The following is a 16,431-nucleotide window of genomic DNA, read 5'->3' as shown; positions in this document are numbered from 1 at the left end:
GCTTGACTCGTGAGGCGTGACGGGGTCGTGCGCCGGGTGCCCCGGGTGTGCGGACCCGTGCTGTCGGCTGTCCCCCCTTCCGCCCCGACTCTCCTCCCCGTGATCATTCCGGCGTACGGCGGCCGCCTCTACACTGACCAGGCGACGGACTCCTGGCCGGCGAGGGGCGGTTGACGGTGCGTAAGGCATGGATCGTGGCGAGTGTTGCGATCAGCTCCGCCCTGGCCTTCGTGATGCTGCTCGTCGTCGGGGTCTACATCGTCGCCGGGAACCTGGTCAACGGGGCCGCCGGTGGGGCGAAGGCGCTGGCCAAGGGGGCCGTGCCCGCCGCGTACGCGGACCTCGTCAGGAAGTGGGGCAACCTCTGCCCCGCCATCAGCCCGGCCCTGCTCGCCGCCCAGCTCTACCAGGAGAGCGGGTTCAACCCGAGGGCCCAGAGCCACGCCGCCGCCCAGGGCATAGCGCAGTTCATCCCCGGCACCTGGGCCTCCCACGGCATCGACGGCGACGGGGACGGCGACCGGGACGTGTGGGACCCGAAGGACGCGATTCCCTCCGCGGCCTCGTACGACTGCGAACTCGCGTCGTACGTGAAGAAGGTGGGCGGGAATCTGACTGAAAACATGCTGGCCGCGTACAACGCGGGGGCGTACGCGGTGATCAAGTACGGGGGCGTGCCGCCGTACACCGAGACCCGGAACTACGTGAAGAGGATCACGACGCTCTCGGAGAGCTTCGCGGCGCCCGTCGGGCGGGTCGACCCCTCCGAGCAGGCCGCCGGTGCCATCGAGTACGCGCAGAAGAAGCTGGGCACGCCCTACCTGTGGGGCGGCACCGGCACCGCTGAGCAGGGCGGACGCTTCGACTGCTCGGGACTGACCCAGGCCGCCTACGAGACCGTCGGCATCAAGCTGCCGCGCGTCGCCAACGACCAGTACAACGCCGGGCCGCACCCCGCGCGGGACGAACTGCTCCCCGGCGACCTCGTGTTCTTCTCGGACGACCTCACCAATTCGCGTGCCATCCGGCATGTCGGCATTTATGTCGGAGGTGGGTACATGATCGACGCGCCGCGAACGGGAGCGGTGATCCGGTTCGACCCGATCGACACCCCCGACTACTTCGGGGCCACCCGGGTCACCGAAGATGGCGCGAAAGCACTGCCCACGACGGTGTGAGCCGAGCATGAACCCACCCCCTGAGCTGCGAAGACGTGTCTCTCTTCGATAACGTCTGCGTGATCATTCGGTGGAGTGTGGAACGTATCGACGGGGACCATGCGTTCCTGGTGACGTAGCCGAGCGGACGTGAGTCGGCACGTGTCAGGGACGCGTGCAGCGGAAGCGGATCTACAACCACGGGGGTGGCAGGAACGGCGCACACTCAGGTGCGCCGGGAGAGACGACGAAGGGGCCGCAGCATCATGGCTGGACTCGCCGCATCCGGGTCGAACCCCGACGTCGACCTGCTCTATGACATCAATGGCCTGGCCAAGGACGCGCCGCCGTGGTTCGACCGGGTCATGGAGTTCGTCGGCGAGTACGGGTTGTTGCTCGCCATCGTCCTGCTCGTGCTCTGGTGCTGGTGGTCCGTGCGGCGCCGGGGCGAGGAGGACGCGGCGTCCTCTGTCGCGGCGCTGGTCTGGGCGCCGCTCGCGGCGGGGATCGCCGTGCTGGTCAACGTGCCGATACGGGGGTTCGTGGAGCGGCCACGGCCGTTCCTCGACCATCAGGGGCTCGAGGTGCTCGTCAGCGGCAAGAACGACTACTCGTTTGTGAGCGACCACGCGACGATCGTCATGGCGATGGCGGTCGGACTGTTCGTGGCGAACCGGAAGTTCGGGCTGGTCGCGTTGGTGCTGGCCGTGTTCGGCGGGTTCATTCGCGTCTACATGGGCGTGCACTACCCGACGGATGTCGTGGGCGGGTTCGCGCTGGGGACGGCTGTGGCGTTGCTGTTGTCGCCGGTGGCGATGGCGTTGTTGACGCCTGTTGTGCGGGCGGTTGAGCGGTCGCCTCGGGTGGGGTGGCTGGTGCGGGCTCGTGGGCGCGGGGGTGCTGGGGACGGGGCTGATGCGGTGGTTCCCGGGGCGCGGAGTGAGCGGGCCGGGGCGTCCGAGAGGGACCTTGCTGCTTAGTGCTCGGCGTTGGGGCCGGGGGCGGGGCGTTGCGCAGCCCGGCGGAGCGGGGTGCCGCTGCGCCCACCCGTGCCGCCCCAGCGGCACGACTGCCCGCAGCGGCGGCGGCGCGCGCGCCCGCAGCTGAGCGGCACCACTGCCTGCCCGCAGCGGTGGCGGCATGAGTGCCCGTAGCTGGGCGCTTATAGCGCCTGCGGGTACGTGAAGAAGCGGTTCGGGTCGTATTCGTTCTTCAGTTTTGTGAGGCGGGGGGCCGCGTCGCCGTAGTACGCCTTGCGCCAGTTGGTCAGGGTCGGGTCCGTGTAGTTCTGGTAGGCCGCTCCTGAGGCGTACGGGCGCATGGACTTGTGGGCGGAGGCCAGCCAGTCGCGGGCCGTGGTGCCCGTCGTGCCCGGGCGCCAGGCGGCGATGTACTGGGCCAGCATGCGGGAGCGGCGGTGGACGAAGGCCGTGGAGGTCGGGGAGACCCGGTTCACCGCGCCGCCGAGGGCCGTGAGGGCGATGCTGCCCGTGCCGCCGCGTACCGACCTGATCTGGGAGAGCAGGGTGCGGATGCCGGCCGCGGACAGGGAGCGGTCGAAGAAGTCCGACGCCGCGGCGTACGTCTCGCGGCCCAGCGCACCCTTCGGGGAACGGCCCGGGGTCGAGCCGGGCAGATGGCACTGGGCGTCCGTCGGGAACGAGGAGCAGCCGGCGTACACCTCCATCGACTCCTCGTACGAGCGGCGCCGCAGGGAGACGCTGCTCGCCGGGGCGCCGACGCGGTCGGCGAGGCGGTCGACCGCGTTCTTCAGCTCGCCGTAGGTGCCGAGGGAGAAGGCCGCGACGGAGACGGTCGGGTTGCCGCCGGCGGCGTTCGCCAGGTGGAGGGAGGACCAGATCTCGTCGGGCTGTGAGGGGCCCCACTCCTGCCAGGCCTTCACCACCGCGGCCGCCTTCGACCCGGGCCAGGACAGGTACGCCGAGACGCCCTGGGGGGCCGGGTGGGTCTTGAAGTGCAGTTCCGTCACCACGCCGAAGTTGCCGTTGCCGGCGCCGCGCAGGGCCCAGAAGAGGTCCTTGTGCTCGCGGGCGTCGGCGGTGAGCTGCTTGCCGTCCGCGGTGATCAGCGTGGCCCGGGTGAGGCTGTCGCAGGTCAGGCCGTAGGCGCGGGAGACCACTCCGTGTCCGCCGCCGAGGGTGAGGCCGGAGACGCCGACGGTGGGGCAGGAGCCGGCGGGGATCGTGACTCCCTTCGCGGCCAGCGCGCGGTAGACGTCGATGAGTTTGGCGCCGGCGCCGACCACCGCCGTGTTGCCGGAGGCACGGACGCGGTTGAGCTTCGAGACGTCGATGATCAGGCGGCCGTCGCCGGAGGACCAGCCGGCGTAGGAGTGGCCGCCGTTGCGGATCGCCACGCGCAGCGCGTGGCCGCGGGCGTAGGCCAGTGCGGTGCGGATGTCGTCCGGGTGGGACACGTACGCGACCGCGGCGGGCTTGAGCGTGTCGAAACGGGTGTTGTAGAGCTGCCGGGCCGTCTTCCAGTCGGTGTCGCCCGGGCGGACGAGGGGCCCGTCGAGGTCGCGTGCGAGGGCGGACCAGTCGGCGGCGGTGCTCTTCGTGGCGGCGGTTCTGGCGGTGGCCGTGGTCCTGGCGCGGGTGTCCGATGTCGTGCAGGCGGCGGTGAGGGGGGTTGCGGCCGCGGCGACGCCCGCCGTGCCGACTGCGAGGAATGTACGCCGTTCCATGGGGCCTCCCGGTGGTTCCGTCGTGGGAGACGGGGTGGTGAGGGCGAGGGTTCCACACGGAGCCCGCCGCCCGGCGACGACCGCGTCAGCCGGCCCGGTGGTTCTCCGCGTCCGTGCGTGCCTGGCTCCTCGCTCGTCTGGCCGGGCCGTACCAGCCGCAGGTGCAGCGGGCCATGCAGAAGCGGCCCTTGTCCTGTGTCGTCGTGCGGTGTTCCGGGAGGTTGGGGGGAGCTTCCAGCCCGTCCTGCTGCGCCACGGCGCCCACGTTACCCAGCGCGGGTAAAGGCTTCGTATGCCGGCTGCCGCGGGCTCGCGTGACGGGGGCACATACCGGTCGTTAACCCGAACAACAAGGGGGCCCGTGACGGACGTACCGGCTGGGGGTAGGCAGGCGATGACTGGGCGGCAGCGGGAACGGCGGCGCGGGCGGACGGGTGCGGCGGTCGTCGCGGCCGGGGTCATGGCCGGGGTGGGGCTGGGAGCCGGCGGGTGCGCGGGCGGTGACGCGGTGGCCGGGGACGCCCCTGGCGGGGACGCGGTCGTCGTACTGCGCCGGGCCGCGGACCGGCTGGTGGAGGCGGGGAGTTCGAAGACCCGTACGTCGATGGAGATGGCCGCGGGCGGGACCCGGGTGACCATCCGGGGCGCGGGGGTCTACGACTACCGGCAGCGGATGGGGCGGCTGAAGGTGCTGCTGCCGCAGGATCCCGCGGGGGCCGCCGAGCGCCGGCCCATCACCGAACTGCTCGCGCCGGGAGCGCTCTTCATGAAGAACCGGGGCGCCGGTGTGCCCCCGGACAAGTGGGTACGGGTGGAGACGCGGACCCTGTCCGACGGGAACCTCGTCACCGGTGGGGCCACCGATCCGTTCACGGCGGCCGAGGTGCTGCGCGGGACGCGGGCGGCGACGTTCGTGGGTCGGACCGAGGTCGCGGGCACCGGGGTGCGGCACTACCGGGGCACGGCGGATCTCGGCGCCGCCGCGAAGAAGGCCTCCGACGGCAACAAGGCGTCCCTCAACGCGGCGGCGAAAGGGTTCGCCACGGCCGAAGTGCCGTTCGACGTCTACCTCGACGACGAGGGGCGGATCCGCAAGGTGCGGCACCGCTTCAGTTTCGTGGGCGGGCAGAAGAGCCCCGTGGCCGTCGCCTCGACCACGTTGCTCTACGATTTCGGGGCCTCGGTGCGCGTACGGCTGCCGGACACCGACGACATCTACGCGGGCAAGATCGCCGAGGAGTGACCGGCGCGAACTAGCCCGTCCGTGCCATGCGCGGTGTGTAGGCCGCTCCCTACTCTAGGAAGTCGGTAACGGCAGAGACGAGGTGATGCACGTGGCTCCGGTCGGCGGTACGGCAGTTCAGGACCACGTGGCCCTCGCCGAGATCGAGCTGTGCGGGGAGCTGATCATCGCGGCCTCGGCCGCCGACGAGGAGCGGCTCAGCCTGGAGAGCATCGACGAGGTGCTGAAAGTGGCCGAGGAGCGCGACGCCTCCAGGCGCTGAACAGGTAGAGGCCCGGCTCAGGTCCGCAGCATGCGGGCGATCGCCTGGGTCGCCTCCTTCACCTTCGCGTCGATCTCGTCGCCGCCCTTGCTCGCGGCGTCGGCGACGCAGTGGCGCAGGTGTTCCTCCAGCAGTTGCAGGGCGAAGGACTGCAGGGCCTTGGTGGAGGCGGAGACCTGGGTGAGTATGTCGATGCAGTAGACGTCCTCGTCGACCATCCGCTGCAGGCCGCGGATCTGCCCCTCGATGCGGCGCAGGCGTTTGAGGTGCTCGTCCTTCTGCTTGTGGTACCCGTGCACGCCCCGGTCGTGGTCGGTCACGACCTCCGCTCCGGCGGTGACATCCGTGACATCCGTGACATCCCCGGCATTCGTAACGTCGGTCACGTCGGTCATCGCGTCCTCCTGGTGGGCTGTGCGCCGACATATGTGGGCTCTGCGCCGACATATGTGGGCTCTGCGCCGACATATACCCCTAGTGGGTATATGGTACCGAACTTTGCGGGGTATACGGCCCTTGGACCGCCCCCGTGCTCATCACTGTGCCTGATGGGCGACACTGGTGGGCGGCCCGATAGCCGTGGCCGAATGATGCGCCTAGCATCAGCCTGACCGAAACCGAAGCAAGCCGAGGACCCCACGTGCGCTTTCGTCTGACCCCCAGGGAGACGAGCTTCTACGACATGTTCGCCGCATCCGCGGACAACATCGTCACGGGCTCGAAACTCCTGATGGAACTGCTCGGGGCGGACGCTTCCGCCCGGGCCGAGATCGCAGAGCGTATGCGGGCAGCGGAACACGCAGGTGACGACGCCACGCACGCGATCTTCCACCAGCTGAACTCCTCGTTCATCACGCCGTTCGATCGCGAGGACATCTACTCCCTCGCCTCGTCCCTCGACGACATCATGGACTTCATGGAGGAGGCCGTCGACCTGGTCGTCCTCTACAACGTCGAGGAACTGCCCAAGGGCGTCGACCAGCAGATCGAGGTGCTGGCGCGCGCGGCCGAACTGACGGCCGAGGCGATGCCGCACCTGCGGACGATGGAGAACCTCACCGAGTACTGGATCGAGGTCAACCGGCTGGAGAACCAGGCCGACCAGATCCACCGCAAGCTGCTCGCGCACCTCTTCAACGGCAAGTACGACGCCATGGAGGTCCTCAAGCTGAAGCAGATCGTGGACGTGCTGGAGGAAGCGGCGGACGCGTTCGAGCACGTGGCGAACACGGTGGAGACCATCGCCGTCAAGGAGTCCTGAGCCCTTCATGGACACCTTTGCTCTGGTCGTGACCATCGCGGTCGCGCTCTTCTTCACGTACACCAACGGTTTCCACGACTCGGCGAACGCGATCGCCACGTCCGTGTCGACGCGGGCGCTGACGCCGAAGGCCGCGCTGGCCATGGCCGCGGTGATGAACCTCGCCGGTGCGTTCATGGGCTCCGGCGTCGCCAAGACCGTCAGCGAGGGGCTGATCCAGACACCGACCGGGTCGAAGGGGATGGGCATCCTCTTCGCCGCGCTGGTGGGGGCGATCGTCTGGAACCTCATCACCTGGTACTTCGGACTCCCCTCTTCCTCCTCGCACGCGCTGTTCGGCGGCATGGTGGGGGCGGCGCTCGCCGGTGGGACGACGGTCTACTGGCACGGGGTGCTGGAGAAGGTCGTCATCCCCATGTTCATCTCCCCGGTGGTCGGTCTGCTGGCCGGCTACCTCGTGATGACCGCGATCATGTGGATATTCCGGAAGGCGAACCCGCACAAGGCCAAGCGCGGGTTCCGCATAGCGCAGACCGTCTCGGCGGCCGGGATGGCGCTGGGGCACGGCCTTCAGGACGCGCAGAAGACGATGGGCATCGTGGTGATGGCGCTCGTCATCGCCGATGTCGAGGACTACGGCGATCCGATTCCGGTGTGGGTGAAGATCGCCTGTGCGGTGATGCTGTCGCTGGGCACGTATGCCGGTGGGTGGCGGATCATGCGGACGCTGGGGCGGAAGATCATCGAGCTGGATCCGCCGCAGGGGTTCGCGGCGGAGACGACGGGGGCGTCGATCATGTTCGCCACGGCGTTCCTGTTCAAGGCGCCGATTTCGACGACGCATGTCATCACGTCGGCGATCATGGGGGTTGGGGCGACCAAGCGCGTGAATGCCGTGCGGTGGGGTGTCGCCAAGAACATCATCCTGGGGTGGTTCATCACGATGCCGGCTGCTGCGTTGGTGGCCGCGGTGTCGTTCTGGGTCGTGAATCTGGCGTTCCTGTAGGTGGTGCTGGGCGTTGGTGCTCAGGCCGGGGCGTTGCGCAGCCCGGCGGAGCGGGGTGCCGCTGCGCCCGCCCGTGCCGCCCTGGGGGTACCTCCCAGGCCCTTAAGGCACTGGGGGAGGCACGACTGCCCGCAGCTCGGCGACGCGAACGGGCCCGCCCCTGGGAGTAGGGGCGGGCCCTTTTCGGCCTCGCGGTGGCACCGCCATGCAGCACCGCGAGGGGTCTGGCGAGGGGCGGCTCAGCCGAAGCGGCCGGAGATGTAGTCCTCCGTGGCCTGGACCGACGGGTTGGAGAAGATGCGCTCCGTGTCGTCGATCTCGATGAGCTTGCCGGGCTGGCCGACCGCCGCGAGGTTGAAGAACGCCGTGCGGTCGGAGACGCGCGCCGCCTGCTGCATGTTGTGCGTCACGATGACGATCGTGAAGCGTTCCTTCAGTTCGCCGATCAGGTCCTCGATGGCGAGGGTGGAGATCGGGTCCAGGGCCGAGCAGGGCTCGTCCATGAGCAGGACGTTCGGCTCCACCGCGATCGCCCGGGCGATGCACAGACGCTGCTGCTGGCCGCCGGAGAGGCCCGAGCCGGGCTTGTTCAGGCGGTCCTTGACCTCGTTCCAGAGGTTCGCGCCCTTGAGCGACTTCTCGACGATGTCGCTCAGCTCGCTCTTCTTGTAGTTGCCGTTCAGGCGCAGGCCCGCCGCCACGTTGTCGAAGATCGACATCGTGGGGAACGGGTTCGGGCGCTGGAACACCATGCCGACCTCGCGGCGCACCGACACCGGGTCGATGCCCGTGCCGTAGAGGTCCTCGTCGTCGAGGAGCACCTTGCCCTCGACCCGGCCGCCGGACGTCACCTCGTGCATACGGTTCAGGGTGCGCAGGAACGTCGACTTGCCGCATCCGGACGGGCCGATGAACGCCGTCACCGAGCGCGGCTCGACGGTCATCGAGATGTCCTCGATCGCCTTGTGGGCGCCGTAGTAGGCGGTCAGTCCGCTTACGTCGATTCGCTTGGCCATGATTACTTCACTTCCAGACAGTCAGATCAGTCGCTGTGGCCGCGTCAGCGACCGGTCTTGGGCGCCTTCCAGCGGGCTATGCCGCGGGCCACCAGGTTCAGGATCATCACGAAGGCGATCAGGGTGAGCGACGCCGCCCAGGCGCGGTCGTACGCCGTGACCTCGCCCGATCCGTACTGCTGGTAGATGTACAGCGGGAGCGACGCCTGCGCGCCCTCGAAGGGGTTGGCGTTGATGAACTTGCTGCCGAACACCAGCAGCAGCACGGGCGCGGTCTCGCCGGCGATGCGGGCGATGGACAGCATGATGCCGGTGGTGATGCCGCCGAGCGAGGTCGGCAGGACCACCTTCAGGATGGTGCGCCACTTGGGCACGCCGAGCGCGAGGGAGGCTTCGCGCAGCTCGTTCGGGACGAGCTTGAGCATCTCCTCCGTGGAGCGGACGACGACCGGCATCATCAGGATCGCGAGGGCGAGTGACCCGGCGAAGCCGAAGGGCTCCAGATCGAACATCAGCATGAGGCTGAGGATGAACAGGCCGGCGACGATCGACGGGATGCCGGTCATGACGTCGACGAAGAAGGTGACGGCCCGAGCGAGGTTGCCGCGCCCGTACTCCACCAGGTAGATCGCGGTGAGCACGCCGACCGGCGCGGCGATCAGCGTGGCGAGGCCGACCTGCTCCAGCGTGCCGAGAATGGCGTGGTAGATGCCGCCGCCCGTCTCCGAGTCGGCGACCACGCCCATGGAGTGGGTCAGGAAGTAGAGGTCGAAGACCTTCAGGCCGCGCTTGACGGTCGACCACACCAGCGAGGCCAGCGGCACCACGGCGAGCAGGAACGCGACCCACACCAGCGAGGTGACCACGCGGTCCTTGGCCTGGCGGCGGTTCTCGACCCGGGCCGCGATGACGTACGTACCGAGGACGTACACGATCGCGGCGATCAGCGCCCACTGGACGCTGCTGTGCAGGCCGGCGGCGGCGCTGATGCCGAGTCCGAGGGCGACGGATCCGGCGGCGATGGCCCACGGGGCCCACTTGGGCAGATGGCCGCCGCGCAGGGTGCTGGGGCGCTTGGCGGCGAGGGAGGGTGTGGTGCTCATGCGTTGGCCCCCGAGTACTCCTTGCGGCGGGCGATGATCGCGCGGGCCGCGCCGTTGACCAGCAGGGTGATGACGAACAGGACCAGACCGGAGGCGATCAGCGCGTCACGGCCGAACTCGGTGGCCTCGCTGAACTTGCTGGCGATGTTCTGGGCGAAGGTGCCGCCGCCCGGGTCGAGCAGGCTGGTGTGGATCAGGAAGTCGGGCGAGAGCACGGTGGCGACGGCCATCGTCTCGCCGAGGGCGCGGCCGAGACCGAGCATCGAGGCCGAGATGACACCGGAGCGGCCGAAGGGGATGACCGCCATGCGGATCACTTCCCAGCGGGTGGCGCCGAGCGCCAGGGCGGCCTCCTCGTGCATCTGCGGGACCTGGCGGAAGACCTCGCGGCTCACGTTGGTGATGATCGGCAGGATCATGATCGCGAGCAGGATGCCCACGGTGAGCATGGAGCGCGCGGCGCCGCCCTGCCAGGAGAAGACGCCGGTCCAGCCGAGGTAGTCGTTCAGCCAGCCGAAGAGGCCGTTCATGTGCGGGACGAGGACCAGGGCGCCCCACAGGCCGTAGACGATGGACGGCACGGCGGCCAGCAGGTCGATCACGTAGGCGATGGGGCCGCGCAGCCGGCGCGGGGCGTAGTGCGTGAGGAACAGCGCGATGGCGACCGAGACCGGGACCGCGATGACCATGGCGATGATCGAGGAGACGATCGTGCCGTAGGCCAGGACCGCGATGCCGAAGACCGGCGGGTTGACACCGGTGTTCCACTCGAAGGTGGTCAGGAAGTTGCCGTCGTCCTTGCTGATGGCGAGGACGGCGCGGTAGGTGAGGAAGCCCGCGATCGCGGCCATGATCACCAGCAGCAGAATGCCCGAGCCACGGGACAGACCGAGGAAGATCCGGTCTCCGGGCCGGGTGGCGCCCCGGGCCGCGCGCTTCTGCTCGGCCGTGGGCGGCTGCGTGGGGGGAGGTGCGTCAGCTATCTGTGTTGTGTCCATCAGGTTCTCCGGTCTGCGGAACCGCACGTGCTGTGCGGCCCTTGGCGGCGGTGCACCGGACGGTGCGGTCCGGCCCCGCTGGGGGGACCGGACCGCACTCAGGTCAGCTCAGGCTCTCGACGGTCGTGCGAACCTTGGTGATGATCTCTTCGGGCATGGGCGCGTAGTCGTTCTCGGCGAGGATCTTCTGGCCGTCCTCGGACGCCGCGTAGCGCAGGAACGCCTTGACCGCGGGCAGGGTCTCGGCCTTGTTGCCCTTGTCGCAGACGATCTCGTACGTCACCAGGACCATCGGGTAGGCGCCCTCGGCCTTGGTCCCGTAGTTCAGCTTCAGCGCGAGGTCCTTGCCGGTGCCGACGACCTTGGCCTCCGCGATCGCCTTGGTGGCGTTGTCGACGGTCGCCTCGACCGGCTTGTCGGCGCCGGTGTCGATGGCGACGGTCTTGATGCCGTCCTTGGCGTACGACAGCTCGAAGTAGCCGATCGCGCCGGCGGTCTGCTTGACCTGCGCGGCGACACCGGAGGACTGCGGAGCGGACTGGCCGCCCTTGGCCTGCCAGGCCTTGCCGCCCTCGTAGGGGAAGTCCTTCTTGGCGGTGGCGATCAGGTACTTGGTGAAGTTGTCCGTGGTGCCGGACTCGTCCGAGCGGTGGAACGCCTGGATCTTCAGGTTGGGCAGCTTCGCGTCGGGGTTCAGCTTCGCGATCGCCGGGTCGTTCCAGTTGGTGATCTTGCTGTCGAAGATCTTGGCGATCGTCGACGAGTCCAGGACGAGCTTGTCGACGCCCGGGACGTTGTAACCGACGGCGATGGGGCCGCCGACCATCGGCAGGTCGATGCCCTGGCCGCCGGAGCAGATCTTCTTGGAGGCGGCGACCTCGTCGGGCTTCAGGGCCGAGTCCGAACCGGCCCAGGGGACCTGGCCCTGCGTGAACGCGGTGACACCGGCACCGGAACCGCCGGCCTTGTAGTTGATCTCCACCTGGCAGGCCGCCGAGAACTGCTTCACCCAGGCGTCGACCGCGTTCTTCTGCGCGGAGGAGCCGTCGGCGAGGACCTGGCCCGAGGCGTCGTCACACTTGATGTTGCTCGGCGCGGCGGCGTTGGAGGAGCCTCCGCCCGGGTTGCCGGTCTCGTCCGAGCCGCACGCCGTGAGGGCCAGGGCGCCGGAGACGGCGAGAGCACCGAGAGCGAGGGCCCGCCGGTTCATGCGCTGAAGCTTCACTTGAGTTCCTTCCAGGAGCCGCCGTCCTGATCGGCGGCGTGCGAAGTCTGGGTGTCGCTGGACGAGCCCGCGCACAACAGGCGCGGCTCGCATCTGGCACGGCCGAAATTAGGCAGATCAGATGAAGGCGCCGAAGGACACAAATGAACGAGGGGTGAACCCCTGCCTAAGGTGCGGTTAGGTCACGGAATGCTCACGGGGAGAGCACGTGCGGGTTCCGCTTTCCGGACCTGAAGGGTTCAGTCCGCTTTTCCGGCCTGTTGTGGCGGGTCCAGCACGGCGAGCAGCGCGTCGACCAAGGTGCGGTCGTGGGGCTGGGTGAGGTGGGCGCGGGCGGCGACAGGTGTCAGCCACAGCAGCCGGTCCACCTCGTCGGTCGGGGTGAACGTGCAGGACACCGCCTCGGCCGCCCAGTAGCGGACCTGCTTGGGGCGGCCGTCCGCCCGGTAGCGCTGGGTGGGCAGCTCGGCGCCCGGCTCGGCCCGGCAGCCCGTCTCCTCGGCCACCTCGCGCAGGGCGCCGGAGAGCGGCTCCTCGCCGCGCTTCAGCTTGCCCTTCGGCCAGGACCAGTCGTCGTATTTCGGCCGGTGCACGAGGCAGAGCTCCAGCTCGCCGGTGACGGGGGAGCGGCGCCACAGGACGCAGCCGGCCGCCTGCACGGTGGTGTCCCCGGACCCGGGGGAGCCGGAACCCGAAGTCACCGGGTGCTCACCGCCTCCGCCGCTGCCTTCTCCTCCTGCCAGGCCTGCTGGAACGCGAAGCGTGCCGCCTCCACCTCGTGCCGCTGGTCGGCGTGGAGCACGCCGAGGGCATAGGCCGTGGCCGGAGCGATCCGGGGGGTGCGCGCCGCCTGGGCCGCCGCTGCCGCCGCCTCCGAGGCGTCGCGGTGGCGGTTCAGCGCCTGGCCTGCGGAGAGCAGGCGCAGGTCGACGACGGCGTTGCCCTTCGGGCCGCTGACGGCTTCGCGGGCGTAGCGGTGCAGGCGCAGGAGCAGGCGGACCTGGTGCCAAGGGGCGTCCTGCGGGTGCGGGACCGTGTCCGGGGACAGGCCGTGGATGAGCGCGGCGGCGTTGTACGGGTGGCCCGCGGTGACGAGGGGGAGGGCGGTCACGGCGTCGGTGAGGCGGTCCTTCGCGGCGGTGGCGAGGGGGCGGAGGTCTGTGGTGGCCGCGGAGGTGTTGAGCGGGACCTCGCTGGCCAGGACGGCGACCTTGTCCGCGATGGCGTGGAAGCGGCTGGAGCCTAGGGCTTGGAGGGCGGTGGAGTGGGCTCGGGTGCGGGCGAGGTTCAGTTGGCGGTCGAGTAGGGCGCCGGCTTTTGCTGCGCCGACTGTGAGGTTGCTGCGTTCTTGTGCTGGGGGCGGGGGGTTGCGCAGCTCGGCGCGACGAGGTGCCGCCCGCTGTGGGACGGGTGCCGCCCCAGCGGCACGACTGCCCGCAGCTACGTCGGCATCGGCTGGGCCTGTGGGCTGGGCGGGCAGCGCCGTGGAGCCTGACAAGCGGTGCAAGGCGTTCAGTAGGCGTTCCAGGCGGGCCGTGTACGCGTGTTCCATGGCCAGGGTGCCCGAGACCCAGGCCAGTTCGGGGCGCATGCCCTCGCACCAGTCCGTGTCGAGGAGGGGCTGGAACGTGTGCAGGCTGGCGCTGATGCGGCGGGCCGAGCGGCGCAGGGCGCGGGCCGCCTCGACGGACCCCTCCGAGCCGTTCGCCCCGGAACCGGTCTCCCGGTGCAGGCGCAGCGCGCGGAGGAACTCCGTGGCCTGGGCCCGCAGGTAACCCGCGAGGGTGTCCCCGGTGGGGGCGGGCCCGGCCAGGGGGTCCGTCGGGTCAAGGTGTTGCTGTGCCACGCCGGCGCCTCCGGGCGTCTATGAGCATCTCCTGGACGTTGCGCAGGGGCTGGCCGTCCGCGTCGGTCGCATGCCGGGTCCAGTCGCCGTCCGGGCCGAGGTGCCAGGAGGCGGTGGCGTCGGACATGCCGGTCTCCAGCAGCCGGTTCAGGGCCGCCCGGTGGGCCGGGTCGGTGACCCGGACCAGGGCTTCTATCCGGCGGTCGAGGTTGCGGTGCATCATGTCGGCGCTGCCGAACCAGATCTCGGGCTCGCCGCCGTTGCCGAAGGCGAAGACACGGGAGTGCTCCAGGAAGCGGCCGAGGATGGAGCGGACCCGGATGTTCTCCGACAGGCCCGCCACGCCCGGGCGCAGCGCGCAGATGCCGCGCACCCACACGTCCACCGGCACGCCCGCCTGGGCCGCGCGGTAGCAGGCGTCGATGACGGCCTCGTCGACCATCGAGTTGACCTTGATGCGGACGTACGCGGGCCGTCCGGCGCGGTGGTGCTGGATCTCCTTGGTGATGCGCGAGACCAGGCCGTCGCGCAGCGACTTGGGGGCCACCAGGAGGCGGCGGTAGGTCTCGCGGCGGGAGTAGCCGGAGAGGCGGTTGAAGAGGTCCGAGAGGTCGGCGCCGACCTGCGGGTCGGCCGTGAGCAGGCCGAGGTCCTCGTAGAGGCGGGCCGTCTTCGGGTGGTAGTTGCCGGTGCCGACGTGGCTGTAGCGGCGGAGCGTCTCGCCCTCCTGGCGGACCACCAGGGAGAGCTTGCAGTGCGTCTTCAGGCCGACCAGGCCGTAGACCACGTGGCAGCCGGCCTCCTCCAGCTTGCGCGCCCACTTGATGTTGGCGTGCTCGTCGAAGCGGGCCTTGATCTCGACCAGGACCAGGACCTGCTTGCCGGTCTCGGCGGCCTCGATGAGCGCGTCGACTATGGGGGAGTCGCCCGAGGTCCGGTACAGGGTCTGCTTGATCGCGAGGACGTCCGGGTCGCCGGCCGCCTGCTCCAGGAAGGCCTGGACGGAGGTGGAGAACGAGTCGTACGGGTGGTGCAGCAGGACGTCCCGCTCGCGCAGGGCGGCGAAGATGTCCGGCGCGGACGCGGACTCCACCTCGGCGAGGTCGCGGTGGGTGCCGGCGACGAACTTGCGGTACTTCAGCTCCGGCCGGTCCAGGGAGGCGATCCGGAACAGGCCCGTGAGGTCCAGCGGGCCCGGCAGCGGGTACACCTCGGCCTCGCTGATCTTCAGCTCGCGCACGAGGAGGTCCAGGACCTCGCGGTCGATGGACTCCTCGACCTCCAGGCGCACCGGCGGCCCGAAGCGGCGCCGCATGAGCTCCTTCTCCAGCGCCTGGAGCAGGTTCTCGGCGTCGTCCTCCTCGACCTCCAGGTCCTCGTTCCTGGTGAGGCGGAAGGCGTGGTGCTCCAGCACCTCCATGCCCGGGAACAGCTCTTCCAGGTGGGCGGCGATGACGTCCTCGATGGGGACGTAGCGGCCCGGGGAGCTCTCCAGGAAGCGGGACAGCAGCGGCGGCACCTTGACGCGGGCGAAGTGCTTGTGGCCCGTGACCGGGTTCCGGACGACGACGGCCAGGTTCAGGGACAGGCCGGAGATGTACGGGAAGGGGTGGGCCGGGTCGACCGCGAGCGGGGTCAGGACGGGGAAGATCTGGTGCCGGAACAGGGTGAACAGGCGAGCCTGCTCCTTCTCCTGGAGCTCGCTCCAGCGGACCAGGTGGATGCCCTCCTCCGCGAGTGCGGGGGCGACGTCCTCGTGGTAGCAGGCGGCGTGCCGGGCCATGATCTCGCGGGAGCGGGCCCAGATCATCTCCAGCACCTCGCGGGGCTGGAGACCGGAGGCGGAGCGGGTGGCGACGCCGGTGGCGATACGGCGCTTCAGGCCGGCCACGCGGACCATGAAGAACTCGTCCAGGTTGCTGGCGAAGATCGCGAGGAAGTTGGCCCGCTCCAGCAGGGGCGTGTTCGGGTCCTCGGCGAGTTCGAGAACCCGCTCGTTGAACGCGAGCCAGCTGCGCTCCCGGTCGAGGAAGCGCCCCTGTGGCAGCTGGACGCCGTCGACCTGCGACTCCTCGTACGCGTCGAGGTCGGCGTCGATGTCGGGTTCGAGGTCGGAGACGGCCGCCGCGATGGTGTGCGGGCGGTGGGCTGCGATGGAGCCCACGGAGGGCTGCGCGTGCTGGACCTGTGCCTGGGTGTTCGGCTGGCTCATGGCCCCATTCTTCCGCGCCGCGAGCATCACGGGCGCGTCGGAAAGCGCGGGCGGGAGCGGGGGCGTCACATGAGTGGTCCCGTTCCCCCCAGGCCCCTCTGGGGGCGGTGAAGGCTCTGGCACGGCGGGAGTCATTGGCCGAGCCTCGCAAGCTCGTCTGAATCGATGGTTACGGAGACATGACGTGTGGGATAGCGCGGGGCGGCTCGCGGGGGTCTCGGAGAGGGCGGCCGGGCCATGCGCGGGCCGTCCACAGGCTGTGGACGGTTCCCGCGTTCGTCCCTGGGTCGGGGCGGGCCGCGCGTTCGTCCCTGGGTCGGGGCGGGCCGCGCGTTCGTCCCTGGGTCGGGGCGGGCCGCGCGTTCGTCCCTGGGTCGGGGCGGGCCGCGCGTTCG

16 protein-coding genes are annotated in these 16,431 nt (G+C 70.0%); 6 read left to right on the top strand and 10 right to left on the bottom strand.

The window, feature by feature from the left end; genetic code table 11:
- Positions 1–170: 170 nt before the first annotated feature.
- Entirely contained in the window at positions 171–1,178 is a 1,008-nt protein-coding gene (locus ABZ192_RS31320; protein ID WP_356927844.1) for an NlpC/P60 family protein, read from the top strand.
- A gap of 245 nt (positions 1,179–1,423) precedes the next feature.
- Positions 1,424–2,137, top strand: a complete 714-nt coding sequence (locus tag ABZ192_RS31315) for a phosphatase PAP2 family protein (RefSeq protein WP_356927843.1) — start codon at positions 1,424–1,426, stop codon at positions 2,135–2,137.
- Between the two features lie 182 nt (positions 2,138–2,319).
- Here ABZ192_RS31315 and ABZ192_RS31310 read toward each other — a convergent pair whose 3' ends face one another.
- Entirely contained in the window at positions 2,320–3,864 is a 1,545-nt protein-coding gene (locus ABZ192_RS31310; RefSeq protein WP_356927842.1) for an FAD-binding oxidoreductase, read from the bottom strand.
- Between the two features lie 85 nt (positions 3,865–3,949).
- Entirely contained in the window at positions 3,950–4,120 is a 171-nt protein-coding gene (locus tag ABZ192_RS31305) for a hypothetical protein (protein ID WP_356927841.1), read from the bottom strand.
- Between the two features lie 138 nt (positions 4,121–4,258).
- Between ABZ192_RS31305 and ABZ192_RS31300 the strand changes: the two genes are divergently transcribed.
- Together ABZ192_RS31300 and ABZ192_RS31295 are read left to right on the top strand one after the other, a co-directional pair.
- A complete protein-coding gene (locus tag ABZ192_RS31300) occupies positions 4,259–5,107 on the top strand; it encodes a hypothetical protein (protein WP_356927840.1) in 849 nt (282 codons plus the stop codon).
- A 91-nt stretch (positions 5,108–5,198) separates the two neighbouring features.
- Positions 5,199–5,369: a hypothetical protein gene (locus ABZ192_RS31295; RefSeq protein WP_356927861.1), complete on the top strand. Its 171-nt coding sequence runs from the start codon at positions 5,199–5,201 to the stop codon at positions 5,367–5,369.
- Between the two features lie 17 nt (positions 5,370–5,386).
- Here ABZ192_RS31295 and ABZ192_RS31290 read toward each other — a convergent pair whose 3' ends face one another.
- A complete protein-coding gene (locus ABZ192_RS31290; RefSeq protein ID WP_356927839.1) occupies positions 5,387–5,764 on the bottom strand; it encodes a metal-sensitive transcriptional regulator in 378 nt (125 codons plus the stop codon).
- A 245-nt stretch (positions 5,765–6,009) separates the two neighbouring features.
- On the opposite strand from ABZ192_RS31290, the gene ABZ192_RS31285 reads away from it, so the two are divergent.
- Positions 6,010–6,630 carry a DUF47 family protein gene (locus tag ABZ192_RS31285; protein WP_059418711.1) on the top strand — a complete coding sequence of 207 codons (621 nt, stop codon included), beginning with the start codon at positions 6,010–6,012 and terminating at the stop codon, positions 6,628–6,630.
- A gap of 7 nt (positions 6,631–6,637) precedes the next feature.
- Positions 6,638–7,636, top strand: a complete 999-nt coding sequence (locus ABZ192_RS31280) for an inorganic phosphate transporter (RefSeq protein ID WP_356927838.1) — start codon at positions 6,638–6,640, stop codon at positions 7,634–7,636.
- 239 nt (positions 7,637–7,875) lie between these two features.
- Here ABZ192_RS31280 and pstB read toward each other — a convergent pair whose 3' ends face one another.
- The 7 genes from pstB to ABZ192_RS31245 all read right to left on the bottom strand — a co-directional run bounded on the left by pstB (position 7,876) and on the right by ABZ192_RS31245 (position 16,171).
- Positions 7,876–8,652 carry a phosphate ABC transporter ATP-binding protein PstB gene (pstB, locus tag ABZ192_RS31275; RefSeq protein WP_356927837.1) on the bottom strand — a complete coding sequence of 259 codons (777 nt, stop codon included), beginning with the start codon at positions 8,650–8,652 and terminating at the stop codon, positions 7,876–7,878.
- A 44-nt stretch (positions 8,653–8,696) separates the two neighbouring features.
- Entirely contained in the window at positions 8,697–9,755 is a 1,059-nt protein-coding gene (gene pstA, locus ABZ192_RS31270) for a phosphate ABC transporter permease PstA (protein ID WP_356927836.1), read from the bottom strand.
- On the bottom strand, positions 9,752–10,753 hold the full coding sequence (gene pstC / locus ABZ192_RS31265) for a phosphate ABC transporter permease subunit PstC (protein ID WP_037666928.1): 1,002 nt from the start codon (positions 10,751–10,753) through the stop codon (positions 9,752–9,754). Before pstC ends, pstA begins: the two co-directional genes overlap by 4 nt.
- 103 nt (positions 10,754–10,856) lie before the next feature.
- Positions 10,857–11,978: a phosphate ABC transporter substrate-binding protein PstS gene (gene pstS / locus ABZ192_RS31260; RefSeq protein WP_356927835.1), complete on the bottom strand. Its 1,122-nt coding sequence runs from the start codon at positions 11,976–11,978 to the stop codon at positions 10,857–10,859.
- Between the two features lie 239 nt (positions 11,979–12,217).
- On the bottom strand, positions 12,218–12,679 hold the full coding sequence (locus ABZ192_RS31255; protein WP_356927834.1) for an NUDIX hydrolase: 462 nt from the start codon (positions 12,677–12,679) through the stop codon (positions 12,218–12,220).
- Complete coding sequence (locus ABZ192_RS31250; RefSeq protein WP_356927833.1) at positions 12,676–13,824, bottom strand: CHAD domain-containing protein; 1,149 nt, start codon at positions 13,822–13,824, stop codon at positions 12,676–12,678. Before ABZ192_RS31250 ends, ABZ192_RS31255 begins: the two co-directional genes overlap by 4 nt.
- Complete coding sequence (locus ABZ192_RS31245) at positions 13,805–16,171, bottom strand: RNA degradosome polyphosphate kinase (protein WP_356927832.1); 2,367 nt, start codon at positions 16,169–16,171, stop codon at positions 13,805–13,807. The genes ABZ192_RS31250 and ABZ192_RS31245 overlap by 20 nt, the downstream gene beginning before the upstream one ends.
- Positions 16,172–16,431: the final 260 nt, after the last annotated feature.

Origin of the sequence: Streptomyces sp. NPDC006235 (assembly GCF_040613735.1) — a bacterium.
GTDB lineage: Bacteria > Actinomycetota > Actinomycetes > Streptomycetales > Streptomycetaceae > Streptomyces.
Note: the sequence above shows the minus strand (reverse complement) of the source record. Positions and strands in the feature narration are given on the sequence as shown.